27 protein-coding genes are annotated in these 24,169 nt (G+C 39.2%); 4 read left to right on the top strand and 23 right to left on the bottom strand.

Annotated elements, in window-relative coordinates:
* Window positions 1–41: 41 nt before the first annotated feature.
* The 15 genes from ACFX4N_RS19205 to ACFX4N_RS19135 form a co-directional block, all read right to left on the bottom strand.
* On the bottom strand, window positions 42–632 hold the full coding sequence (locus ACFX4N_RS19205) for a hypothetical protein (RefSeq protein ID WP_013055733.1): 591 nt from the start codon (window positions 630–632) through the stop codon (window positions 42–44).
* A 131-nt stretch (window positions 633–763) separates the two neighbouring features.
* Window positions 764–1,522, bottom strand: coding sequence for a carbon-nitrogen hydrolase family protein (locus tag ACFX4N_RS19200; protein ID WP_098900857.1), 759 nt, complete (start codon window positions 1,520–1,522; stop codon window positions 764–766).
* Window positions 1,523–1,590: 68 nt separating this feature from the next.
* Complete coding sequence (locus tag ACFX4N_RS19195; protein WP_013055731.1) at window positions 1,591–2,853, bottom strand: PTS ascorbate transporter subunit IIC; 1,263 nt, start codon at window positions 2,851–2,853, stop codon at window positions 1,591–1,593.
* 3 nt (window positions 2,854–2,856) lie between these two features.
* Window positions 2,857–3,132: a PTS sugar transporter subunit IIB gene (locus tag ACFX4N_RS19190; RefSeq protein WP_013055730.1), complete on the bottom strand. Its 276-nt coding sequence runs from the start codon at window positions 3,130–3,132 to the stop codon at window positions 2,857–2,859.
* Window positions 3,133–3,147: 15 nt separating this feature from the next.
* The gene (locus ACFX4N_RS19185) at window positions 3,148–5,175 is read right to left on the bottom strand and encodes a BglG family transcription antiterminator (protein ID WP_235567386.1); all 2,028 of its coding nucleotides are present in this window, start codon (window positions 5,173–5,175) and stop codon (window positions 3,148–3,150) included.
* A gap of 160 nt (window positions 5,176–5,335) precedes the next feature.
* A complete protein-coding gene (gene murQ, locus ACFX4N_RS19180) occupies window positions 5,336–6,250 on the bottom strand; it encodes an N-acetylmuramic acid 6-phosphate etherase (RefSeq protein WP_192100541.1) in 915 nt (304 codons plus the stop codon).
* Between the two features lie 35 nt (window positions 6,251–6,285).
* Complete coding sequence (locus ACFX4N_RS19175; RefSeq protein ID WP_057274928.1) at window positions 6,286–7,179, bottom strand: BadF/BadG/BcrA/BcrD ATPase family protein; 894 nt, start codon at window positions 7,177–7,179, stop codon at window positions 6,286–6,288.
* Window positions 7,180–7,183: 4 nt separating this feature from the next.
* Window positions 7,184–8,272, bottom strand: a complete 1,089-nt coding sequence (locus tag ACFX4N_RS19170) for a DUF871 domain-containing protein (RefSeq protein WP_192100540.1) — start codon at window positions 8,270–8,272, stop codon at window positions 7,184–7,186.
* Window positions 8,269–8,604, bottom strand: a complete 336-nt coding sequence (locus ACFX4N_RS19165; RefSeq protein WP_013055725.1) for a PTS lactose/cellobiose transporter subunit IIA — start codon at window positions 8,602–8,604, stop codon at window positions 8,269–8,271. The genes ACFX4N_RS19170 and ACFX4N_RS19165 overlap by 4 nt, the downstream gene beginning before the upstream one ends.
* Window positions 8,605–8,621: 17 nt before the next feature.
* Window positions 8,622–9,767, bottom strand: coding sequence for an anhydro-N-acetylmuramic acid kinase AnmK (gene anmK / locus ACFX4N_RS19160; protein WP_057274424.1), 1,146 nt, complete (start codon window positions 9,765–9,767; stop codon window positions 8,622–8,624).
* 1 nt (window position 9,768) lies between these two features.
* Entirely contained in the window at window positions 9,769–11,085 is a 1,317-nt protein-coding gene (locus tag ACFX4N_RS19155; protein ID WP_057274423.1) for a 6-phospho-beta-glucosidase, read from the bottom strand.
* 16 nt (window positions 11,086–11,101) lie between these two features.
* Window positions 11,102–11,368, bottom strand: a complete 267-nt coding sequence (locus ACFX4N_RS19150) for a hypothetical protein (RefSeq protein WP_013082025.1) — start codon at window positions 11,366–11,368, stop codon at window positions 11,102–11,104.
* A gap of 54 nt (window positions 11,369–11,422) precedes the next feature.
* On the bottom strand, window positions 11,423–12,724 hold the full coding sequence (locus ACFX4N_RS19145) for a PTS sugar transporter subunit IIC (RefSeq protein WP_057274422.1): 1,302 nt from the start codon (window positions 12,722–12,724) through the stop codon (window positions 11,423–11,425).
* 82 nt (window positions 12,725–12,806) lie between these two features.
* A complete protein-coding gene (locus tag ACFX4N_RS19140) occupies window positions 12,807–13,112 on the bottom strand; it encodes a PTS sugar transporter subunit IIB (protein ID WP_013055720.1) in 306 nt (101 codons plus the stop codon).
* A 14-nt stretch (window positions 13,113–13,126) separates the two neighbouring features.
* Window positions 13,127–13,981 (bottom strand): MurR/RpiR family transcriptional regulator, encoded by an 855-nt coding sequence (locus ACFX4N_RS19135; RefSeq protein ID WP_057274421.1) that lies wholly within the window; start codon window positions 13,979–13,981, stop codon window positions 13,127–13,129.
* Window positions 13,982–14,196: 215 nt separating this feature from the next.
* Between ACFX4N_RS19135 and ACFX4N_RS19130 the strand changes: the two genes are divergently transcribed.
* The 3 genes from ACFX4N_RS19130 to ACFX4N_RS19120 all read left to right on the top strand — a co-directional run bounded on the left by ACFX4N_RS19130 (window position 14,197) and on the right by ACFX4N_RS19120 (window position 16,658).
* Window positions 14,197–15,747 (top strand): glycoside hydrolase family 10-like protein, encoded by a 1,551-nt coding sequence (locus ACFX4N_RS19130; protein ID WP_057274420.1) that lies wholly within the window; start codon window positions 14,197–14,199, stop codon window positions 15,745–15,747.
* A 90-nt stretch (window positions 15,748–15,837) separates the two neighbouring features.
* The gene (locus ACFX4N_RS19125) at window positions 15,838–16,332 is read left to right on the top strand and encodes an NUDIX hydrolase (protein WP_192100539.1); all 495 of its coding nucleotides are present in this window, start codon (window positions 15,838–15,840) and stop codon (window positions 16,330–16,332) included.
* Window positions 16,333–16,475: 143 nt separating this feature from the next.
* On the top strand, window positions 16,476–16,658 hold the full coding sequence (locus ACFX4N_RS19120) for a CsbD family protein (protein WP_013055716.1): 183 nt from the start codon (window positions 16,476–16,478) through the stop codon (window positions 16,656–16,658).
* Between the two features lie 30 nt (window positions 16,659–16,688).
* Here the strand turns inward: ACFX4N_RS19120 and ACFX4N_RS19115 are convergent, their stop codons facing one another.
* The 3 genes from ACFX4N_RS19115 to ACFX4N_RS19105 all read right to left on the bottom strand — a co-directional run bounded on the left by ACFX4N_RS19115 (window position 16,689) and on the right by ACFX4N_RS19105 (window position 18,341).
* Complete coding sequence (locus tag ACFX4N_RS19115; RefSeq protein ID WP_029324926.1) at window positions 16,689–17,348, bottom strand: haloacid dehalogenase type II; 660 nt, start codon at window positions 17,346–17,348, stop codon at window positions 16,689–16,691.
* 129 nt (window positions 17,349–17,477) lie between these two features.
* Window positions 17,478–17,951, bottom strand: coding sequence for a hypothetical protein (locus ACFX4N_RS19110; protein ID WP_013082017.1), 474 nt, complete (start codon window positions 17,949–17,951; stop codon window positions 17,478–17,480).
* 222 nt (window positions 17,952–18,173) lie between these two features.
* Window positions 18,174–18,341, bottom strand: a complete 168-nt coding sequence (locus tag ACFX4N_RS19105) for a hypothetical protein (protein WP_170959558.1) — start codon at window positions 18,339–18,341, stop codon at window positions 18,174–18,176.
* Window positions 18,342–18,489: 148 nt separating this feature from the next.
* Here ACFX4N_RS19105 and ACFX4N_RS19100 point away from each other — a divergent pair, with 148 nt between their 5' ends.
* Window positions 18,490–18,939 (top strand): staygreen family protein, encoded by a 450-nt coding sequence (locus ACFX4N_RS19100; protein WP_028407691.1) that lies wholly within the window; start codon window positions 18,490–18,492, stop codon window positions 18,937–18,939.
* Window positions 18,940–18,965: 26 nt separating this feature from the next.
* Here the strand turns inward: ACFX4N_RS19100 and ACFX4N_RS19095 are convergent, their stop codons facing one another.
* The 5 genes from ACFX4N_RS19095 to pgsC all read right to left on the bottom strand — a co-directional run bounded on the left by ACFX4N_RS19095 (window position 18,966) and on the right by pgsC (window position 24,154).
* A complete protein-coding gene (locus ACFX4N_RS19095; RefSeq protein WP_340643112.1) occupies window positions 18,966–20,528 on the bottom strand; it encodes a gamma-glutamyltransferase family protein in 1,563 nt (520 codons plus the stop codon).
* 123 nt (window positions 20,529–20,651) lie between these two features.
* Window positions 20,652–20,855 carry a CapE family protein gene (locus ACFX4N_RS19090; RefSeq protein ID WP_013055710.1) on the bottom strand — a complete coding sequence of 68 codons (204 nt, stop codon included), beginning with the start codon at window positions 20,853–20,855 and terminating at the stop codon, window positions 20,652–20,654.
* 20 nt (window positions 20,856–20,875) lie between these two features.
* Window positions 20,876–22,438, bottom strand: a complete 1,563-nt coding sequence (locus tag ACFX4N_RS19085; protein WP_029324923.1) for a gamma-glutamyltransferase family protein — start codon at window positions 22,436–22,438, stop codon at window positions 20,876–20,878.
* A gap of 29 nt (window positions 22,439–22,467) precedes the next feature.
* Entirely contained in the window at window positions 22,468–23,664 is a 1,197-nt protein-coding gene (locus ACFX4N_RS19080) for a CapA family protein (RefSeq protein WP_013082012.1), read from the bottom strand.
* 40 nt (window positions 23,665–23,704) lie between these two features.
* Window positions 23,705–24,154, bottom strand: coding sequence for a poly-gamma-glutamate biosynthesis protein PgsC (gene pgsC / locus ACFX4N_RS19075; RefSeq protein WP_013055707.1), 450 nt, complete (start codon window positions 24,152–24,154; stop codon window positions 23,705–23,707).
* Between the last annotated feature and the right edge of the window lie 15 nt (window positions 24,155–24,169).

The following is a 24,169-nucleotide window of genomic DNA, read 5'->3' as shown; positions in this document are numbered from 1 at the left end:
AAGCAAAAGTATTATGAACTCTTACGAAAAAACTCAGCTGACTATTGAGCTGAGTTTTTTTGAAACTGTGTATTTAGAAGAATTTTTTCTACCCAATACTGCTGTTTTGTACTGTTTGTCTGTTCGCTGCTTTTTAGTTCAAACGTATAGTAAATATACTTGTCTGAATAATCATCATTCACATAAGCATGATAAATGCTATACTTTCCATCTCTTGTTTGTTTTTTCACATAAATCGTTGCATTTTTACCTTTTAACATGTAATCAGGCTGAAATGCATCCAATTTATTTTGAGCTGCTTTGCTTTTTTTCTTAGAAAATAAAGCCGTTATTTTCCCAGCATTGTATGAATCATTTTCCTTCGTTGATGCTGTCCATACTTCACTTTCATCTTCACTGCTTTTATAAGAAGATTTATGAATAACATACTGAAGCGGAAACCACATCCTATATTGATTGGTATCCGAAGTAAATAATTCAAATCCATTGTCTGTTTGTTCATGATCGACCAAAAATGTACTCGTAAACTTATCTGCCTGCGCTTCACTTTTAAATTTCCCGCTTTGAAACAGCCAAATTCCTACGGCAATGACCAATGCTCCAGCTACTGATGCGGCTTTTTTTCGATCCATTGTTTCCACACACCTTTTAATACCCCTTTAACTTTCGATAATACCATATTGATGTTTATATCGTCATAAGGAGAAATAACCAAAGGATTATCAGAGCGCACATGCTAATTTAACTAGAAAAATAAACTTTTTTACAATAGTAAATTTGATAACAGACGCTGAGCTAACAGGCGGTTAGCCTCACCGGGCTCTATCGTATACGTTAGCAGTTCTTGCTTTTCAGCTTTCGCTTTTATCAAACATTCACCCTTTGGAGAAAGAAGAGAAGTCGTGCTTTTTTGGTTCTCTAAGGCATAATTCACGCTTGCAAAGTAAATACCATTCTCCGTACTTCTTGCAATCATTGCATAATCATAAAATTGCGGATCTGGTACTTCACCAGTAAACTGTGGATGAAACACAATGCTTGCTCCTCTTACAGCAGCCCATCGGACAGTTTCAGGATAGCGCCATCCCTCATGGCAAATAACAATACCGAATTTCACGCCGTTTATTTCAAACAACTGGCGGCCATTTCCAGGCTTGTAACCAAATTGATCTTCTGCTGGATCAATTTGATTTTTAGTTTGATACCCTAATTCTTTTCCATTTTCATCAATTACAAAAGCAGTTAAATGCATACCAAGTTCGTCGCGCCACTCCAGTGGTAAAATTACGTTGAGCTTTAACTGTTTGGCACACAACTTAACTTTATAAAGCGTATTTTGTTGAATTTCGTGATTGTATGTCTCAACTTCAAAACCAACTCCTCTAAGTCCCGGCACAATTGATTCTGGAAAACATACAAGGTTACATCCTTCTTCTGCTGCTTGTTTCATACAATTTTCTACCGTTTCTACACCCTCTGCGGCTGACTTTGGAAATCTCACTTGCGCTAACCCAATTTTCATTCATTGCTCCTCCACTTCCAATATCATAAAAAAACTCATGCTACTAGCGTAACATGAGTTTTTTATCTTTACGTAAATAATTTAATTAGCATGCTAAGAAGAATACCTACCGCACTAAAGTCCGAATCTCCAAATGTTGTGCCTTTAAAACCTAACGACGCGAGAACAGGCAGTAAAATAGCCGGTAAAAAACTAATTAAGATTCCATTGGCAAATGACCCGACCACTGCTCCTCTTCTTCCCCCCGTCGCATTTCCAAATACTCCAGCAGCTGCTCCCGTAAAAAAGTGCGGAACGAGGCCTGGCACGATAATACTTAGACCAAATAGAGGCAAAAAGAACATTGAAATGAGACCTGCGATAAAGCTTGAAAAGAATCCAATCACCACTGCGTTAGGAGCAAACGGAAACACCGTTGGACAATCTAGAGCTGGAATGGCATTTGGTACCGCTTTGTCAGCAATTCCTTTAAATGCTGGTACAATTTCTGCTAAAAGCATACGAACACCCGCCAGCACGACATATACTCCTGCTGCAAAGGTGATTGCTTGAATTAGCGAGTACACAATAAAGTTTTGACCCCCGCTTAATTTTGTTTCGATAAATGCAGGACCTGCAAAAAGTGCAACAACAATAAATAAAACGGTCATGGTCAGTGAGACAGAAACGGATGTATCCCGAAGAAATCCTAAGGATTGAGGAACTTTAATTTCTTCTGTTGTTTTTTCGCGATTTCCTACTCGCTTGCCAATAAACCCTGCTACTAAATAGCCTAAGGAACCAAAATGACCAACGGCAATATCGTTTGACCCTGTAATTTCACGCACATACGGTTGAAGCAGTGCAGGAAATAAAACCATTAAAATACCTAATAATAGTGCACCGATCAAAACCAAAGGTGCTCCCGTTAACCCGCCGGTAGATAAAATTGCTGCAATCAAACAAGCCATAAACATGGTATGATGCCCAGTTAAAAAGATATACTTAAATTTTGTGATGCGCGCGATAATGATATTTACAATCATACCTAAAAGCATAATCATCGCTGTTTCTGTACCAAACGTTTGTTGAGCTACAGCTACAATTGCTTCATTATTAGGAATGATGCCTTCAACAGAAAACGCTTTATTAAACATTTTCCCAAACGCTTCAAGTGAAGCAATTAATATGTTAGCTCCTGCTCCTAATATAAGAAAACCCATAATTGTTTTTAACGTGCCTGATACAATATCTGCACTTTTTTTCTTTTGAAGCAACAAACCGATGAGCGCAAACAACCCTACTAGAATAGCCGGTGTTCCTAATATATCTTTCATAATTAAATCAAACATGGCTTACGCCTCCACGAAGTATTTTTGCAGTGCTCCTTTAATTTCCGCTTGATTTAAAATGTTCTGCAGTGCCACGACCGTGCGAGTGCCATCATCCAATTGATTTACAATATCTGCAGATCCTAAATAGATATCTGCCTGCTCCGTTTTACTAGTTGTTAAATCCGTATGAGATACCTGTGCTTCAACACCAAGCTCTACTAAAATTTTCTTTACATTCATTTCCACAATAAAACTGCTTCCTAAACCGTTTCCGCATACAACTAAAATCTTTTTCATTTTTTATCTCTCCTTTTAATTTGAGTAAGCTTCAATTAACGCAAGCATTTCTTGTTTTGTATTCATAGCAATAAGCTTGTCAATATTATCGTTTTCAGATAGCATCATTGAAAGCTGTGACAGTGCTTTTAAGTGGGTTTCATTATCAGTAGCAGCAAGTACGATAATAAGCTGCGCTCCGTGCTGTTTTTCAGTAGAAAAATAGACCGGCTCCTTCAAACGAAGCATGCTCATACCCACACGATTTACACCTTGTTCCGGCCTTGCGTGAGGGAGCGCAACTTTTGGCGCAATAACAATATAAGGGCCTAACTGCTCTACACTTTTGATCATTGCTTCTACATAAGAAGGTTCAATATATTCATAGTTCAACAAAGGCTTGGCAGCCAGCCTAACAGCTGATTTCCAATCATCTGCTGAATCTGTAAGCTGCAAGAATGGCTCTTGCAATACTTCATGCAACATTGGCTTTTTATCCTCCCTTACCATTTTTTTAGATTGCTGTATCACTAGTTTTAAATTAGCTAATAGAGCTGGTTCATCTTGAATATTTGCATGCTGCTTAATAATACCCATGATGGCTTGAGTGGTTAGCTGAGAAGAAGCTGGTTCAACTAAGTCGATTAACCGCTGCTTTTCATCATCCGTTAAAATAGGATTCACAAGCATCACGTTCATTCGCTTTTTTAATGGCGTAGTTGTAATAACTAAATCATAGGTTTCTTTAAACTGCTCATAATCTCTTACCGTCATTGGCCCTATCAATTCAGCATCTGTTAACAGTTGTTCAAGCTGATACTGAAGCATACGGGACGTTCCAATTCCATTGGCACAAACAATAACAATACGCTTTTGTTTTTGCCTTCCCTCTTGTTTTTTCATCCACCCTCCGAAATGAAGAGCAAAATAAGAAATTTCGTCTTCATTAATACGTGTTTGAAGGCTGTTTTCCAAAGGAAGCAACGCTTTTTTTGTCAGTTCCACTATATCCTGATACTTTGTTTGAATAGCCGAAAGCATAGGGTTAGGGAGGTGAATATTATAGAGAAGCCTGTAATAAGCCGTCTTCAAATGAATATATAAATTTTGTTCAAGACGATTTCGATCTTCAAATACCACACAAGCATATGCTTGAAACCGTGATACCATTTCTTTTACAATGGTTCTCATCCAATCATCACTATCTGCTTGATTTACTACATTTACTTTTGCACTTAGTAAAACCGTGGCCAGATAATGTTTTTCATGAGGTGGAAAATCAAATCTTAAAACGCTTTCAATTTCTTGCAGCGCTTTGTACTGCCTGGTTTTTTCTAATTCTTCTTTTCTAGTAATCAAGGCGTCTACATAGCGCTTGCCTCCAATACGCTGAATACAGCACGTGAGCATATAGGCTAATTGCGTCAGCATCTTGTCTGTAAACGCCATTCCCAGTTTATCTTCACACTCTACAAGCCAGTTATAAATCAGTGAATATTCGTAATCTGCTTTCATAACCCTTTTCAACAACTCTTCTTGATGTTGACTTAATAATTCTGTGATGTGTATATAAAGCAAATTTCGAATGTCGCTTTCAGATCCTTTTACTTCGTACCCATCTTTATAGCTGTATGTCAAAGATATGCCTTTCTTTGCCCACTTGTTTTTTAAGTCTTTAATATCTTGTAATACAGTGTTGCGACTAACTTCTGTTTCATCCATGAGCTGCTGAGTTCCAATTTTTCCGCCTCGAAGTATACACATCAAAGCAACGTATATTTGACGGTCCTCAACTGATAAGTAAGCAGATGGCATAACATGAGAAAATTGTTTAGCAACTTGGTCCTTTGCTTGATCGTTTAGAAAAAAGCCTTTTCCATATGTGTACTGAACAAACTCTAATTCTTGCTGACACAGCCAATCGTTAATTTTCTCAATATCATAATAGATGGTACGTCTTGACACTTGAAACTGCTTCATTAACTCTTGTACTGATATAAATGTTGCGGCTTGAAGCAAAACTTGCAATACGGCCGTACTGCGTTTGTCTAACAAATGAATCACCTTCAGTCCAATTCGTGCACAAATTGAAATACTTACTATGTTTTATGCTTTTACTATACTACGGGTCTTGCAAAATGATTAGACCGAATTCACCCACATACATTGTGCAAAAAATGTGCTCAACAAAAAAAAGAAGTGCTGTATGCACTTCTTTTAAGGGTTAATCTTTAATCTGCTGTTCCATTGCTTCTCCAATGGCTTTTTTTAAATGTCCGTCATGTTTATCAAGCAACCGATGCACCTCATCAGCTTCTATAGAAGTAAGAAGCGCAAGAATGGCGGCTTTTGGCGTTTTGTATGTTTGTAAACTTTCCGCTGCCTCCTCTGGTGAGACGCCTGTTAGTTCCGCAATAATATTTTTAGCACGCTGTACGAGTTTATCGTTAGTCGGCTGTACGTCTACCATTAGATTGCTGTAGACTTTACCGATTTGAACCATAGAAGCGGTCGTCAGCATATTAAGAACAAGCTTTTGAGCAGTTCCGGCTTTCATTCTTGTTGAACCTGTTACAACTTCCGGCCCTGATTCTGCTACTATTGCATATTTTGCTTCTTGTTCCATAGGTGATTGAGGAGAATTTACAACACAGCCCGTTACTGTCCCCAGGCTGTTTGCATACGCAAGCGCTGAGAGTGTATAAGGAGTTCTTCCACTTGCAGCTATACCTACAAGAATATCTTTATTTGATAAATTAATCGCTTTCAAATCTTCTATCGCTTGTTTCTTGTTATCTTCTGCTCCTTCTAACGCATGACGGAGCGCTTTGTCTCCCCCGGCTATGATCCCAATTACTTGTTCGGCAGGTGTACCGAATGTTGGTACACATTCAGATGCATCTAACACACCTAGCCGCCCGCTTGTACCTGCTCCGATATAAATAAGACGTCCGCCTTGTTTAAAAGCACTGACAATTTCATCTACTAACAAAGCAATAACAGGCAGCACCTTATTGATTGCATGAGGCACTTGATGATCTTCTTCATTAATTTTTTTTACAATTTCCAGACTTGATAATTCATCAATGTTTAAGGTTTGCGGATTGCGTTTTTCAGTTAAGATATGATTTAAGTTCACTGTGATCCCCTGCCTTTTCCACCATCATTTTTTCTCTATTTATACTCGTTCATGAACAGCTGATAAGCTCCTTTAGCAGATGATACTCGCTGTGTTGCCCACTGGATATGCTTTATTTCTTTTTCACATGCTTTTTTATAAACATCAAACACTTCTGGAACTTCCGTTAAAATGCTGCCTTTGCATGCCAGCAAGCAGCTCCCTTCAAACCGCTGTTTCTTATATAAATGAAGAGTCATGTTTGCAAGGTGCTTTCCAGCTTGTTGAAGAATGTCACTTGCTTCTTGTTTATGATTTCTTGCTTGATTTACAACAAGCGGAGTGAGTGAAGCAACTTCTGATTTAGGAGATGAATAGACAAACTTTTTTATATCGTGTATGGTATCTGCTTTTACATGTTGCAAGATTGTCTGACTAAGGCTGCTGTAAGGACAGCTTTGATCATGCTCTTTCGTCAGCAATATCAGTGCTTGAAGACCAATCCAATATCCGCTTCCTTCATCTCCAAGAAGGTGTCCCCACCCTCCTCCGTATTCGTACACCCCGTCTTTTTTCCCAATGCTGACGGCTCCAGTTCCTGCAATGGTTAAAATCCCGTCTTTTCCATGCAGTAGTGCTTCGTGTGCAATCATGGCGTCATCATATAAACCTACTTCTACCTGATACCGATCATAAAAATATCTTTTTATTTCTTCCTTAGATAATGCTTTACTTCCAGCAAGTCCTAGTGAAATGCCTTTACATGTATAACCAGTAAGCGCAGTTTTGCACGCTGTAATACATTCATCAATATGAGTAATAGCCGTATTGTAATTAATGAGCAAATTTCCATAGCCGCTTTTTGAAGCAGCGAGCTCTTGACCGTTTAAGCTGTAAGCAACGGCTTCTGTTTTTGTTCCGCCCCCGTCGATACCAATAATATAGTCCATTTTATCACCGTTCACAAAAAGCAAATTTGTCCCATGGCTGCAGTTCATTTAGTAAGAATATTTCCTCTTCTACAATGCGTCCTACTACGTTTGTTTTACCTGAGTTCTCCATGTCTAACAGCGCAATTTGCAGCTCTCCTTTGTACTGTCCGTAGAGTTCATTTTCTATTAAAATATCGCCTCTTCGAATGGAAGGAGTATGCGTAGGCTTGAATTCTTCTTTTTTATATTTTACTCGGCTTTGCGTAGAGCGAATTAAATAATCGGATACGTCTCCGCGGTAAAAATGAAACTCTTCCAGCACAATTTTTTTCTCAAGCTCGGTAATTGTATCATACAGCGTCACATTAAAAGTAAAGCGCTCTTGCTGAACAACATCACGCAGCGCCTTCATTTCTTCTTCCGATGCATAAGCATTCGCAATGATTGCACAATCAATCAACTCCGTTTTAAAAAGATGCTTAGCCTGCACGTCGATCGGAAGCGTGCGATGCATTTCAAGCGTACAAAGCCCTTCAGTAACAGGCCACGGTCCAAACGTAGCGCTTGGTGAATTAATAAAGGCTGCTGTTTCAAGGTTATGTTCTTTAAACAATGCTGAACACTTTACAAAGTGATCATACGACAATCCTGCGTATCGATGAGGATAAAAATTATGCGACCCCAATAGCTGTTTTCGGTTTGGCTGGTAACTTAAAATATTATCCACATACTTCGTCGCATTGCTCATATTAATTTCAATTTTTAAGCCGTATGGATTAAAAGTCATAATGGACTCTTCATTTCCCGTATACCCTAGATCAAGGCGAATAGCATAAGCCCCTAATTCGTGAAAAAAAGATAAGTCATCATAAGAAATGCCAAGCGCTCCAAATACGCGAGGAGCAATATCCACTACTACTTCCATCTCTAGCTCATTGGCAAACTCAATGATTTCTTTAAAATTTGCCATTACTTTTTTCTGATCGCCTTCAACAGAAAGCAAGCATGTAAAAATGCGGGTAAATCCGTATTGATGCGCAAGTGCTATATACGCTTTATCTTTTTCGACAGTCGAATGTTCCGGGTAAATCGCAATACCTAGCTTTTTCATTGATTTTCGCCTTCTTTTTTAAATTTTTTAATAAGCTTAATCATATGTTCAATTAATTTTTGCTCTGAAATGGCCGTCATTAAATGATCTTGTGCGTGAATTAAAAGCAGTGACTTTTCAATTGTTTTTCCGTTCAATTCACGTTGAATAAGCGCAGTTTGCGTTTTATGAGCATGACTGAGCTCTTCTTGAGACTGCTTTAAAAGCTCGTCAGCTTTATTAAAATCATAGTCTTCAGCTGCTTCTAACGCTTCATATGCAAGTGACCTAGCATTTCCTCCATATGCAATAAGTTCAAAAATTTCATTTTCCATATTTGCTGCTTCTGTCATTTCTTCCATCCCCTTTTTTATAGTGGTGCAGGCGTAATGTTTCCTAATATTACAGGAGACAAGGCGCCGGTTGCGCTTGGTACATTGCTTGGATAACCTGAAAGTGTTTCATTTGCGAGCACCGCAAATGCTACGGCTTCTTTTGCTTCTGAAGACATTCCTATTTCTTCTTGTGTATACACCCTGCAGCGCTTCCCGAGCTGCGCTTTAATCATATTCATCAGCGTATTATTATAACTTCCGCCTCCTCCAATAATCACTTCGTCAATAGAATAGGCAGGAAAAATACATGTTTCATAGTGATGTACAATGGATGATGCCGTGAACATAGTAATCGTAGCTAGCAGATCTTCCTTTTTATGTTTGCTATATTTCTCTAGCAGTCTCTTTGTGTACTGTGTACCGAACAGCTCTCTTCCCGTCGATTTAGGAGGAGAAAGCTTCATGTAATCATGATTCATACAGTCTTCTAAAAGCTCTGAAATAATCTTTCCTCCAGCTGCTAAACGCCCATTTTCATCAAATGAAACATTAAAAAGCTGCTGACACGCTTCATCTATCATCATATTTCCCGGCCCCGTATCAAAAGCTACTACCGGTATAGGAGAGTGTTTTGGAGGAATCAACGTTACATTTCCAATACCTCCAATGTTTTGAAGCAGCCTTGTATAATTATTGTGGCTGTACAAAATCCGTTCCGTGTGAGGAACTAACGGAGCACCTTGCCCGCCTGCTGCCATGTCCATCACTCTGAAGTTTGCTACTACCTTCGTTTTGGTTTCATAGGCAATAACAGCCGGCTCTCCAATTTGGAGTGTAGACATCGCTGTACTTCCCGAAGCATAAGGCTGATGGTAAATGGTTTGCCCATGCGATCCAATAACATCTATTTGTTCAAGAGAAAAGCGGGCTTCTTGGCACACTTTTTTCACTGCATCTGCAAACGCATAGCCAAGTTTAAAATTCAAGCTGCAGATCAGCTGTACATTTGAATGTTCAAAAGAAAGCGCCTGCTCAATTTCCTTTTTTAACTGAGGTGAAAAAGGCATGGTAATGAAATGAAGAAGCTTAACTTTACTTTCATAGCCGCTTCCTTCAATTTGAACAAGAGCTGCATCAATTCCATCAAGCGACGTTCCTGACATAAGTCCAACAGCATACATACTATGCGTTCACTTCCTTAAAAAAAGCAGGTAAATACTCGCGATGAGCTTGAAGCAGTTCATCTAAGACCGACTTAGCCAGCTCGTCACTTGGAACAAGCGGATTAATACTCAGCGCAACCAGTGCTTTTTCATAAGATCCTGTAACCGCAGCTTCTGCCCCTACTCGTTCAAACGATTTAATTTGCTGCACAAGTCCATTCACTTCTACCGGAAGTTCACCGACAGCGAGTGGTACTGGCCCTTGCTTTGTTACTACACAGTTTACTTCAACCGCAGATTCGTTTGGGAGTGAGGAAATAGCGCCATTGTTTTTTACATTTAATGTTTGAATATCGCCTTTATCGTTATGAATGGATGAAATTAAATTGCATGCGGCATCGCTGTAATAAGCGCCTCCTCGTTTTTCCAGCTGCGGAGGCTTACTTTCTAGATTTGGATTTTTATAGAGTTCAAAAAGCTCTCCTTCCAGTACTTTGACCACTTCAGCACGCGTAGTACCTGACTGAAAGGCTAGAAGCTCTTCTGCTAATATTTCGTTTGTTTTGTAGTAGTAGCGGTGATAAGGACATAAAATCACGCCAAGAGCTTCCAAAAAGTCCGGTTGCCACGGAATAGGAGCTATGTTTCTCATTGTTACTTGGGACTTTGGATCACTTAATCGCCGAATGACTTCTTGCGTTACTTCCTTTCCTTTTGCATACACATGCAGTCCATATACCAAGTGATTTAACCCTGCAAATTCAATGTGAACATCTTCTTTTTCTATTTGAAGCAAGCTGGCGATGGAGTTTGTCATATGTACAGGCAGGTTACAGACTCCTACTACTTTAGAATGCTTTCCGTAGCGAAGCAGCGCCTCCGTTACCATACCTGCAGGATTTGTAAAATTAATAAGCCAGGCGTTTGGACAAACTTCGTGTATTTCCTCGGCAATTTTCAACAAAACGGGTATCGTTCGCAAGCCCTTAAATAATCCTCCCGCCCCGTTTGTCTCTTGACCAATCATTCCGTACTTAAGAGGGATGCGTTCATCTTGAATACGCGCATCAAGCTGACCTACTCTAAGCTGTGTCGTTACAAAATCAGCATTTATCAACGCTTTTTGTCGATCAAGCGTTAAACAAATTTCCATATCAACACCTGCTTTTTTGACCATTCTTCTCGCAAGTGCTCCTACAATTTCAAGTTTCTCTTTTCCTTCTTCAATATCTACAAGCCATAGCTCTCGAATTGGAAGCTCATCATATCGTTTAATAAACCCTTCGACCAATTCCGGTGTGTAGCTTGATCCTCCCCCTATTGTCACTACTTTCATTTTTTGTCCCTCCTTGTTAAAAAACGGCTAAATATGTAACGGCTGTGCACCCTATTCCAAGCAAAACAAAGCGTATACAAACGGCGGTTTTAGATAAAGCTGCGTTTGAAAGCCGAATGGAAATAAATGTTGTAAGCAGCGCTGCTGATAGACTTGTAATGGCAAATAAACTATGCTGCGCTGATAAACCAGCATACTGCAGCAGAGGTGTAAAAATAACGTTGCAAAGAACCATGGTTAGCAGAAATAAAAACACAGTTTTATATCGAAACCGAACAAACATTGACCCTCACTCCTACTAAAGAGATAGAAGCCAAACAAGTTGGCTTCTCTTTCTTTACATTTGAACTGAACTATCGGATGGTGCAACCGTTGCTTCATCGCTTTTTTCCATTTCGACCATCTTTCGGTCGTACATTTTAAAGAACGGAAGATAAATGACAACAGAAATAGCAATATTGATAATGACTAGCACAACCGCCCGCCAGTCTCCTCCGGTTGATAGATAAGCTCCGATCGGCGCCGGGAGCGTCCATGGAACCATTACGTAGGTTGGCGTAATAAGACCTGTCGCCGTTGCTGCGTATGAAATGATCGTTGTAATAATCGGGATAATGATAAATGGAATAATTAAAATAGGATTTAAGACAATTGGCAAACCGAAAATAATTGGTTCGTTAATATTAAAAACCGCTGGAATAAAAGATGTCCTAGAAAGCGCTTTCGAATATTTAGATTTTGAGAAAAACAGCATCGCTAAGGCAAGACCTAGCGTCGCTCCAGATCCTCCGATCCAAACAAACCACTGAAAGAACGTTTCAGGTGCAATATAAGGAAGTGTGGAAGCTCCGTCCGCTACCGCTTCAGCATTTTTTGCTAAGTACACTTCCCATACAGGCCGTGCCACTGTTCCAACAACAGAGACGCCGTGGATTCCGAATGACCAGAAAAACGTGATTAAGAAAACCGGTATTAACACTCCTGCTAAACTATCTCCAGCTTCCACAAGCGGAGCAACTAGTTTATCAACTAAATGATGAAGGTCGATACCTAAAACAATCGTAATAATTGTCATAAGTACAACAACAATAGCCACTGGAATCAGCGCTTCAAAAGACCGTGATACTGAAGGAGGCACTTGTTCCGGCATTTTAATGGTGACATTTTTTGCTTTACAAAACCTGAGAATCTCGACCGATAAAATCGATACAATCATCGTCACAAATAAACCGTGACCTCCAAGGTTTGTCATTGGCAGCATAAACCCTTCTTCTTCAATCAGCTTTGGAGTCACCGTAAGAAGTAGTGCAGCTACTGCAATTTGCGCTCCTGACAGCGGATCGAGATTATAGCTTTTAGACAAGTTGTATCCTATCCCAAAGGCTATATATAAAGACATAATAAACATCGTTACGCGATACGGTATTAAAATATTCGCGCTGTTATCAGCTGCCCATTTCGCGATTGTGCTATCTTGCGGCACAGGCGGAAATGCTAGAATCAAGAAAAAACTTCCGATAATGATAAACGGTAAAGCGGAAATTACACCATCGCGAATGGCTTGAAGATGCCGCTGTTCCGATAACCTGGCCATAGGTCCTGATAAATTGTTCTCTAAAAACGACACAAATTTGCTCATATACCCTTTCCCCCTCTATATTCTCCCCTTGTGTAAATAAAACCCCTTATCTATTTAAAAAGCAGGAATACACCTGCTTTTCTTAGCTAACGAGCTGTTGAACCGTTTTAAAAAGCGTTGGACCTCCAAGCGGCGTATAAGCCTGCGGCGGAATAGGTCCGCATGGAACGGAAGCTTTATCCGCTTCTGCTTTAACTGCGTTAAACCGGTGACGAATCTGCGGTGCAACCATTACAACGTCCCAGCCCTTTTGAATTTCCTCTGCCACTTCATTTGTTCCAATTGCCAGCACTTCCATATCCGTTCCGTGCTTTTGTGCTTCCGTTTTTAATGCTTTTACCACAATCGCACTTGACATTCCTCCAGAACATACAAACAATACCTTCATTTTCTCGTTTCCCCCTACCTCTTTATTTTTTGAATTACATTATGTGTATCGATTATGCGTTCAAACACTTGATTGCCTTTTTGAATACATAACCGTATAAACATCGCATCTACAATGGCTAACTGAGCAATACGAGCGCTCATCGTTCCAATTCGAATATGCTGTTCTTCTACCGAAATAGTCAGCAAAATATCAGCTAATCTAGAAGCTGGCGATGATCCGTGCTGCGTTAGCAAAATGACGGCTGCTCCTTTGTCTTTGGCTATTTGCATCAGCTCTACCACTTCTTTTGTTTGACCCGAAGTGGATACCACAAACAGCACATCATCTTTTGTCATATTCGTAGCCATCACCATTTGAACATGACTATCTAATGAAAACAGAGCCGAAATATCAATTCGAAGCAGTTTATACTGAGCATCTAGTGCAACTACAGATGATCCTCCTGCTCCGTATAAAAACACTCGTTTCGCTCCATGAATAGCTTCCGCAGCTGCATCAATTGCAGAAGTGCTCACTAATCGACTTGTATTCATCAGTGCGCTCATACTTTTGCTTATGACTTTTTCAAGCACAGCATCGGTCTCATCTTCAAAATTAACTGGAAGATTCGGCAGCTGTTCGGTATTCACCTTATGAGCATCTTTTGCTAATTCAATCTTTAATTCTTTAAAACTATTAATGCCTACACGCTGACAAAAGCGAATAATCGTAGCTTCGCTGCACTGACACTGCTTAGCTAGCTGTTTGGTCGTTAAGTTCAACGTGGTCGTGGGATTTTCTAGCACGTAATCAGCTACTCTTCCTTCAGCGGGACTGTAATGATTCATTTGTGCATCGATTAAAGTAAGTACGGAAAATTGGCGCATGAATTCCTCCATCGTTAAGTAACGTATTTCTAAAATATTCTTTAAATTACCATTATTATATTTTTTCTGAAGTTTAATTTCAATATTTTTCTGATATTTTTAAAACTTTATTTTATTTTTCAGAATATTTCATTAAAATCTATTGTGAATATAACGACCGCATGCTATATTATGAAAGAAATTTTATCTCAACCAAAAAAGAAGGAGGAACGAACATGCATATTAAAAAATGGGTTGGAGGCATCTTGTTTTTGCTGCTGTTTTGTTCGAGCACATTGCCTGCTAAAGCAGACGTACCTACCACATATCAAAAACGGGAGCTCCGAGCCGCTTGGATTGCAAGCGTATACAATATTGACTGGCCTTCTCAGCCTGGTCTTCCGGTTGAACAGCAGAAAAAAGAGTTTACCTATTTGCTAGATGAAGTCAAAAAGATGGGGATGAATGCTGTTGTCGTTCAAATTAAACCGACCGCCGATTCCTTTTATCCGTCAAAATATGGCCCGTGGTCAGAATATTTAACCGGTACACAAGGAAAAGATCCCGGCTATGATCCTCTGGCCTTTATGGTAGACGAAGCACACAAGCGCAACTTAGAATTCCACGCATGGTTTAACCCTTACCGCATTACAATGAATCATACTGATTTAAACAAACTAGCCGATAATCATCCTGCCAAACAACATCCTGATTGGGTCGTCTCCTACGGAAAACAACTCTACTACAACCCAGGTATTCCAGAAGTAAAAAACTTTATTATTGAAGAAGTGCTCGAAGTCGTAAGAAACTATGATATTGATGCTGTTCATATGGACGACTATTTTTATCCTTACAAAATTGCAGGTCAAACGTTCCCAGATCAAAAAACGTATCAAACCTACGGTGCTCAAATGTTTTCAAATATTGAAGACTGGCGGCGTGACAATGTGAATCAGCTTGTTCAGGATTTAAATAAGTCTATTAAAAAAACAAAATCATACGTGAAGTTTGGAATCAGTCCGTTCGGCGTATGGCGAAATATCGCTAATGATCCAACCGGCTCTGAGACGACTGCCGGACAAACAAACTACGATGATTTGTATGCCGATACGCGTACGTGGATTCAAAATGGATACATTGATTACATCACTCCGCAAATTTATTGGAATATCGGATTTGAACCCGCTGCTTACGATACGCTGCTCAACTGGTGGAGAGATGAAGTGCGCGGAAACCCAGTCCACCTTTATATTGGACAAGCTGCTTACAAAATTAATAACAACGCGGTGGAAGCATGGTCCGATCCCGATGAGTATCCAAGGCAAATTGCTCTAAATCACCAGTTTCCAGAAGTACAGGGAAGCATGCATTTTAGCCTGAAAGATTTGAACCGAAACCCGCTAGGAATAAAAGACAAGCTGCAAAACGATATTTATAAACACCCTGCGCTTATTCCAGCAATGCCTTGGCTTGATAATACGGCACCAAAAGCACCAAAATTAAAAAATGCGGGCCCTCATACAAAAGAAGCAGCATTTGAAATTCGAGATCACCAGCAGAATGATTCCGCTTATTATGCCATTTATCGCTCTCAAGGCAATAAAAAAGGCGACATTAACGACGCAGAAAACCTGCTGACAACCGTTCGAAAAACAGGAGAAAAACAATTGTTTGTAGATCCAAATGCACTCAAAAATCAAACATACACATATGTTGTAACCTCTGTTGACCGTTTGCATAACGAAAGTGCCGTTTCCCGCACGCTTACTGTAAAAGCATCTCATTAAAAAAGGTTCTATAGCAAAATGTATGGTAGGATAAAGAAATCAAACTATGCTTTATCAAGCCATTCTGTTATAGAAAGTAGTGAAAAAAAGATGGAACCAAACTATGATCGCGCCTTTGGCGTATATGGAATTTGTATGCGAGATAACAAGATGCTTGTTATTCGAAAAAATAGAGGTCCGTATATTCATCGTTTTGATTTGCCAGGCGGACAGCTAGAGCACGGTGAAACTTTAACAAATGCGATGAAAAGAGAGTTTAGTGAAGAAACAGGCTTTGAGATTAACATTGTTTCTCAAGCGGGTACAACAGATTTTCAGTATCCCTGTAAGTGGAAAGAATTTACTCACGTGCATCACATTGCCGTATTTTATTACGTAGACATTGCCGGCGGTGAGCTTCTTTCCAACCCCGTACAGTTTGAAGGACAGGATTCTTTGGAAGCATTGTGGATTGCACCGCAAGATCTCAACATCAATAATGCTTCACCTCTTGTTCTAAAAGCAGTGGAATCTTTGAGCTTATTATCATGGCCTTATGAATCTCAGATTTATGATGATTGGGAGCTTAAACCCTCCGAACAATAGTAATGATAGTGCCTAAACATTACTCCTGAATACCGTACGCTTAGCTTCTGTTTAAGTTAAAATCAGAAAATATGTTTAATTTCTTTCTAATGGTGGAACAGACAAGTAACACTACTTAATTACTAATAGAAAGGAAGATTAAAATGAGTAAAGGTTTAGGAGATAAAATTAAAGGAAATGTATCAAAAGCTAAAGGTGAAGTAAAAGATCAAGTGGGAAATGCAACGAATAACCGCGACCTTCAGCGTGAAGGAAAAGCTGAGAAAACAAAAGGAAATGCTCAAAAAGCAGTAGGTGAAACAAAAGATACATTTAGCAATAAATAAAAAAGGACGAGCTTAATGCTCGTTCTTTTTTTATTTAGTAAGCTGATTTAAGCTCTTAATGATTACGTTTGGCTGCAATTCTTTATGTTCAGCTACATTTCCTTTTCGGTTGACCCAAGCCGTTGCGAACCCGTAGTTTTTAGCACCGGCAATGTCCCATGTATTCGATGACAAAAATAATACTTCTTCTCTTTTTGCGTTCATTTTATTTTTTGCATAGTGATAGCTTGCCATCGTAGGCTTGTACTGTTTGATTTCGTCTACGGAAATAACGTCTTCAAATAAATGATTCATGTTGTGATAAGAAACAAGCGGATCAATCATGTGCTTAGGACCATTCGTAAAAATAGCCAGACGATATCCTTTTTCTTTTAAATAGGCGAGCACCTCTTTGACCTCATCGTAGACATTCAGCTTCATGTAAGCACTCATCAGCATTTTTTCTTCGTGTTCCGTTAAATCAATATCATTTGCTTCTGCTGCATATTTCAGCGATTGATTTGTTAATGTATAAAAGTCAACGTATCGTCCCATCAGCTGATATTGCATTGCATATTCAATTTGCTTCAAACGCCATAAATGGCTAATACTTTCTCCTCGTTCCGGATACAGCTTATCACACGTTTCAATAACGGTATGTACATCAAACAGTGTTCCATATGCATCAAATAAAATCGTTTTAAATTTCATCTGTGTTCGCCTCCTTCTTTCATTTTACCCACTCGCAAAAAAACATAACGTTTTTTCTGTTAAAAAAGAGGCCTATTAACAGCTGAGGTATGCTCATTTCTTATGAAGATAAAAAAACAGCAGGCTCTCCTACTGTTTATAATCCCACACGACTTTCCATTCTCCTTTTTCACGAACAGCATACACTTTCTGCACCAAATCAAAGTTTCCATATTTCCCTTTATACGTTTGGATAACGGTCATTTCGTAAACCACAGGAAACGCTTTACGATCATTTTCCATCTTCCAGCTCTTTCTTTTTTCAACATCTTCAATGGAATACGTAAAAGTGTCTACCCCGAAATGATTGAGAAATACGTGTGCTCGATCTTGTATGTATGCACCTTTTGTCCACTTCTTTTTCATGGATGAATGAAAAAGATCCCATGATTCCGAAAAGTTCCCTTCCTGTTCTAGCGTATAAAATTCTTTTACAGCAGATTTGGCTTGATGACTCGGAGAAAAAAATGTAAATTGAAACATCCAAACTCCCAGCGCAATAACAGAAAGAAACACAGCTACTCCTAAACTTCGCTTCAAAAGCAGTGTTTTTTTTCGATACAAGTAAAAAGCCCCTTTATCAAAAATGCAGTATACAACAGCTTATTCGATATCGGGGCTTTTTAGTATTGCCGGACTAAACTTATCCGGCATATCTTTAAAAAAGAGATTGAGACATAACGAAATCAATGGAATCTACGTTCACCCTAACCATAAAAGATCCGAACAATTCATTGTTCGGATCTTCCTTCAACTAAACTACGTTTGTCCCAGCCTCTTTCGTCGCTATACAATGTGAAAAGCCATTTGCATGGCTGCTAAAAAGCCCACGAACACAAGGCCCGTCACGAAACCCTCTTTCCAATCTGGCCGGTCCCCTCGAACAAATTTAGCAATATCATACGATAGCATCGCTGCTAAAAAAATTGATAAGACAATATACAGCGGCTCCATCTTTTATCACCCACTATTTCTTTTCTTCAGTGTAACAACTTTTTCATAAGTATGCATGTAAGAAAAACAGCTTAAAATTCTTGACGAATGTGTGAAATTTCTCTTTTTTATGCATAAACTACTTAAAAGCGTGAAAGGAAGATGCCCTTTGTCTGCTTTTAATCCTCAGCAATTTAGCGTCACATACCGGCAAGGAAGCACGCCTACCTTTCCTTTTATTGGGCGACGCTATACGCTCACACATTCTGAACAAACAGACGATTTATTTCTTTGGATCGACGAAAAGTTTGCTGTTGATCAATTAAATGAGCAGCGAAATGAGCTTTTTGCCGAATGGCTCCACAAAGACGGTGTTGATACGCTGTATGTATACGTATTTATTGGAAATGAACAAACGGAAAAATCCGTTCAAGCCATACGATATGCTATTTTCAAACAGGAAATGCCTTACTTGCTAAAAGCTTTGCGCTACGGTGATGCCACGTTTTTCAACGCTCACCCTGCTTTAGATCGTTCCCCTATTTACGTACATTTTCATTCCAGCGACAAAGATTTTCATTCCATTCGATATTTTCAAACGCCTTCTCACTATGCCTAAGCATATGAGAAGGAATCTTTACTTCGTTAATCTCCTGTTTTCCAAACTCCATTTCTTCTAGGGTCTCCGGCTCCTTCCATTTGTTTATCTTGAAAATTAATGGTTAACGCTTGGATACCTCCATAAAAGACGTCGCTTTCCTTTGTTTCTATTCGAAACGCAGAAGGAATATTTTTTGTATTTAAATCGGGCTCTACATAAATAATCGAATCGTCAAAAATAAATCGCGGTTCGTTTACAGCTTCTTGAAGCGGTTCATTTCCTTCAAGGTTTTTAGAAAGTACCTGAGTTAAAATTTGAGGAATCCGCGTTCCGCCCGGAGAACCTATTCCCATCGCCCACTCACCTTTTTCTCTTATAATAGTTGGAGCCGTAAAAGTTCTTGCTCTTTTTCCCGGCTCGCGATTATTCGGTTCTTTGCTTCCAAAGGTATCAGCATTGTTATTAAGAAAAAAGCCGTCAACTTGTTCGCCTGTACCAAAGAAGTTACTCAACGTATTGGTTGTAGATACGACGGTTCCTTCTGAATCAATAACCACAAAATGTGTTGTACTTTCGTGTTCTTCACCGCCTTCACCTGAAGAACGTGTCGGGTGATTGACCAAGTTTGTTATATAATCATCACTAACTAATTCACTTGAGTTTTGATTATGAAAATCTGGATCGCCGATTTGTTTTAACCGGTCGGAGTAAGCTGCTTTTTTAATTCTGTTCATCGTTTCGTAATATTCTTTGTCAGGCATTGTTTCAAGATTTTCTTTCTCTGCCATTTTTAACATTTGAATCAGCGTAATTCCGGAAAAAGGCGGAGGCGCTGAAATCACTTCCGTTCCATTGTAAGCAGAAACGACAGGCTTGGTTTCTGTCACTTGATAGGAAGATAAGTCTTTTTTAGAAATAGGCGTTGCATCAGCAAGATCTTGTGCCACGTCTCCTTTATAAAATGCAGATGCACCTTCCCGCTGAATCTTGATTAGCGTTTTAGCTAACACGGGCTGCGACAGCGTTTCCCCTTCTTCGATTGCTTCTCCCTTCGGATAAAAAGCGGATAGATCGTCTACATCCATCCTTCCTCTAGAGTAATACAATCGAGAAGATAAAAGAGAGTCTACTTCAAACCCTTTTTCAGCGTATTCAACAGCCGGCTGAATTAAATCATTCATTGATTTTGTACCATACTTCTGCTGAATATATTCCATACCAGCGACAAATCCCGGCACGCCGTTTTTACCGTTCATAGAAGCTGGAGCGGTTTCCCGGTAATCGATAAAGGTAGCAGGCTGATCTTTTTTGGCAATCAGCATACCTCCACCTCCACCAATTCCGGATCCAAAAGGTTCGACTACATTGAGGGCATACGAAATAGCAATGGCCGCATCTACTGCATTCCCCCCTTCTTTTAATACGTCCATCCCTACATTTGCTGCCAGAGAATTAGAAGAGCTCACACCATAAGAATGATCATTATTTTTTTTTAGGAGCTTTTTAGGATTAAATTCTGTACTTGATTGAGTCATAAAGAAAACGGCTATAACGCCGATTAACAACAAAACAGCAACAATATTAAATAACAGTAATTTTTTATTCACACATTCCCCTCCATTTTTACTCATATGTATATTTTGTGAAGCGCTTTCATTTTTATCCATAAAATACATTGGACACAAAAAAGACATCGCCCCGGACGATGCCTTTTTATCACTATATATGTTTTATTTCCCAGACGCTGCTGCAGCATCATTTACTGCATCTGCAGCAGCAGATTTTGTTTGTTCAATCATTTTTACGTTATTTTCAATTTTTTGCTGTTCATCTGTTGAAAGAGTAGCCGGATGTTTTAAAGCTCCAAGTCCTGCTACTACTCCTGCTACAATAGCAATTGGTCCTACAATCCCTACGATTCGTTTTGCGATCATTTTCTATTCCTCCAATTAAGTTAGTCTGTACTTTTTTCCCATAAACCGTGGCGGCGCGGATCAGCGTCACCTTGAATCTTATTTTTCTTTAAGTCTTTCACAAGTGCTTGAACGCCTCCGTAAAACATCGCGTTATCATTGTTTTTTAAGTCATAGCCGTACGTTTTTAAACCATCTTTAGTTGACTGTTTAAGCTTAGCTTCTGAATAAAACTTATGAGAATCAAAAATGACACGCTTGTTTTCTACTGCGTTTTTAATGGAATCTTTGTCTTCAAAATAATCCCCAATTACTTGCGTTAACACTTGAGGAATGCGATTTCCTCCCGGTGTGCCAATGGACATTACCCATTCATCACCTTCACGAATAATGGTAGGGGCTGTAAATGTTCTTGGACGCTTACCAGGTTGACGCTTATTAATTCCTTCCCCAAACGTATTGAGCGTATTATTTAAAAAGAATCCATCTACATATTCACCGCTGCCGAAGAAATTACTCAGCGTATTCGTTGTTGATACAACGGTTCCTTCACCGTCCATGACAACAAAATGAGTGGTACTTTCATGTTCTTCGACATCGCTTACTTTGGTATGATCTGTTTCAGTATTATTTAATTTATTACGAAGTAAATGCACGTAATGATCGTCGATCCAATCATTTGGCGTTTCTTTTATAAAAGCCGGATCAGCAATTTTTTTCAAGCGGTCTTGATAAGCTACTTTTGAAATTTGACCAAGAAAATGATAATAAAGACTAGGATGCGATTCCTTCAGCTTCCAAATATCTTCTTGATCCGTCATTTTTAACATTTGAATAAGCGTAGCACCAGCAAAAGGCGGAGGTGCTGAAATAATTTGATGACCTTTATAATTTGTCGATAGAGGTTTGCGTTCAACAGGCGCATACTTTCGCAAGTCTTTGTGACTTACTTTTGTTTCTTCTGTAATATCGTCTGCAATTTTTCCTCTATAAAAAGCATTTGGCCCTTCTTCCTTAATCTTTTGCAGCGTGTTCGCTAATTCATGCTGTTTGACAATTTCACCTGTGTTAATGGCGTCCTTATCTGGATAAAAGCTAGGAATTTCATCTTCATTCACATTACTTTTGTATGAAACCAGCCTATCGTGCAAATCTTTGTCCACTTTGTACCCATTCTCGGCATAGTTAATGGCCGGGTCGATTAGTTTGCTCATCGACATAGATCCGTAGTGGTGCTGAATATAATCCATACCAGCGACGAACCCTGGTACGCCAATCTCATCTTCTTTATCATTCTTAGGTGCAATTTCTCGGTAGTCAATAAATGTTGGAGAGGCATCTGCTGGATCAATCAGCATTCCGCCGCCTCCCCCAAGTCCTGATCCGTACGGTTCCACAACACCAAGCGTGTAGGAAATGGCAATAGCTGCATCAACTGCTGTACCGCCTTGTTTAAGAATTTCCATACCTACTTTTGTGGCGCGAGGATCTGAAGTACTTACTGCATATTCTTGTTTTGGAAACATAAATTGATAAACACATACACCTACTATGAGTGAAAAGATGACAATGGAAACAATAATTGTATTACGTTTATTTATCATCTTTTACCTCCTCTGTGTATGACGGGCTATTAGTTAGCTTGCGCTTCGTTCTTTTTGCGCTCCTCTGCATGTTTTATAATGCGAGAATGATCTAAGTTTAATTCAAACTTGTTTCGTTCTTTTTCTAACAGTTCAGGGTTTGAAGAAAACTTGTTTAAATCGTTATAAATACGCTTCATGCGCCAAGGGTTATCTGTTGGAGTTGGTGTACCTGCTTTAATAACCATTGGAATAACATCAATTTTAGCTTGTCCCTGCTTGTTTAAATGATATTGAACCATTGCTGTATTTTTTGTACTTGACCACCCTTGGTCAAAAATAAAGTTTCCTAAGCTATAGAAAATAACCGAACCTTTATATACGTCATATGACTGTAAAACATGCGGATGGTGACCAATGATAATGTCCGCACCAGCGTCTACCATCGCTTTTGCTAGTCCTTCTTGACGAGGACTTGGCTGTGCATCGTATTCTTCACCCCAGTGGGCATTTACTACAACTAAATCAGCATTTGCTTTCGCTTGCTGAATCGTGCTGAAAATAAGATCCGGATCTGCTTTTAAAATACCTGGGTTGTTTTTTCCAGCCGACATTCCGTCTGAATGTACATCTGTAAAACCTACTGTTGCAATGCGGATACCGTCAGCATCTTTATACGAAATATGCTTTGCTTCTTCAGAGTTACGGCCAGCACCAACAAAATCTAATTTGTTTGCTTCAAAAGTAGAGATCGTATCTTCTAACCCTTTTGCACTGTAGTCCATTGAATGGTTGTTCGCTAAGTTTAATACGTCGAAACCTGCATTTTTAACAGTCGCTAGATCAGCAGGCTTACTATATAAATGAATACCTTTTTCCATTGCTTTATATGAATCTACGTCATTTGTTAAAATCGGCGTTTCGTAGTTCCCGCTTACGTAATCCGAATTTTTAAAGAACGGCTCCACGTTGCGGAATACAAAATCTTCTCCGTAGCGTTCAGTTACTTCTCTTACATGGCGACCCATCATAATGTCTCCGACCATAGTCATCGTTAAATCATTATTGGCCTCTGGATTAGCCGTCTCAGGGTTTTCAAGAGCATCCGAACGCTCCATCCATCCTGAAAGAGCTAAAATTACGATTAAAATTGGCGTTAAGATAAGAGCTTGCTTGCCCGTTGTAGGCTTTGTTTTCTTTATAAACATCAATACTTTTTCTTGAAAGTTTAATTTTTTCTCTTTCAACGCTTTCACCTTCCTTTACCAGCTGCGGTTTGTTTGTGTATTAAAATAAATAATAAACTTGCATAATTCCAAATGTTACACCACTTAATAAAACCGTTGTTCCAACTGTTAAAGGAAGACCTTGCTTTTGCATTGTATTTGCAATTAAGCCCGGTACAATGATACCAATTCCGCGTAATTCAAACACTTCAAACGGCAAGATCGGGAAGAAATAATCAAATGCAACTTTAATCACAATACCCGTAATTAACATCGCTGTAAATTTGCGACGTCCATATAAAATAACTACTTTTGAGATTCCGTACACGACGATAACATACGTTAAAATACTAATTAAGAAAATCATTAAAATGGTAATTGGCTGATCAAATACAAGAGCTAAATACCCCGGTACGATAAGACCGGCTGGCAATACGCCCGTTTTTTCTGTAAAAATTAAGCTTAGTGTAACCCCTAACACAAGGGCGATATATAAATCTGATCCGAACATGAAATGGCCTCCTAG

This window comes from Priestia sp. YIM B13551 (assembly GCF_042787905.1).
Taxonomy (GTDB): domain Bacteria; phylum Bacillota; class Bacilli; order Bacillales; family Bacillaceae_H; genus Priestia.
Note: the sequence above shows the minus strand (reverse complement) of the source record. Positions and strands in the feature narration are given on the sequence as shown.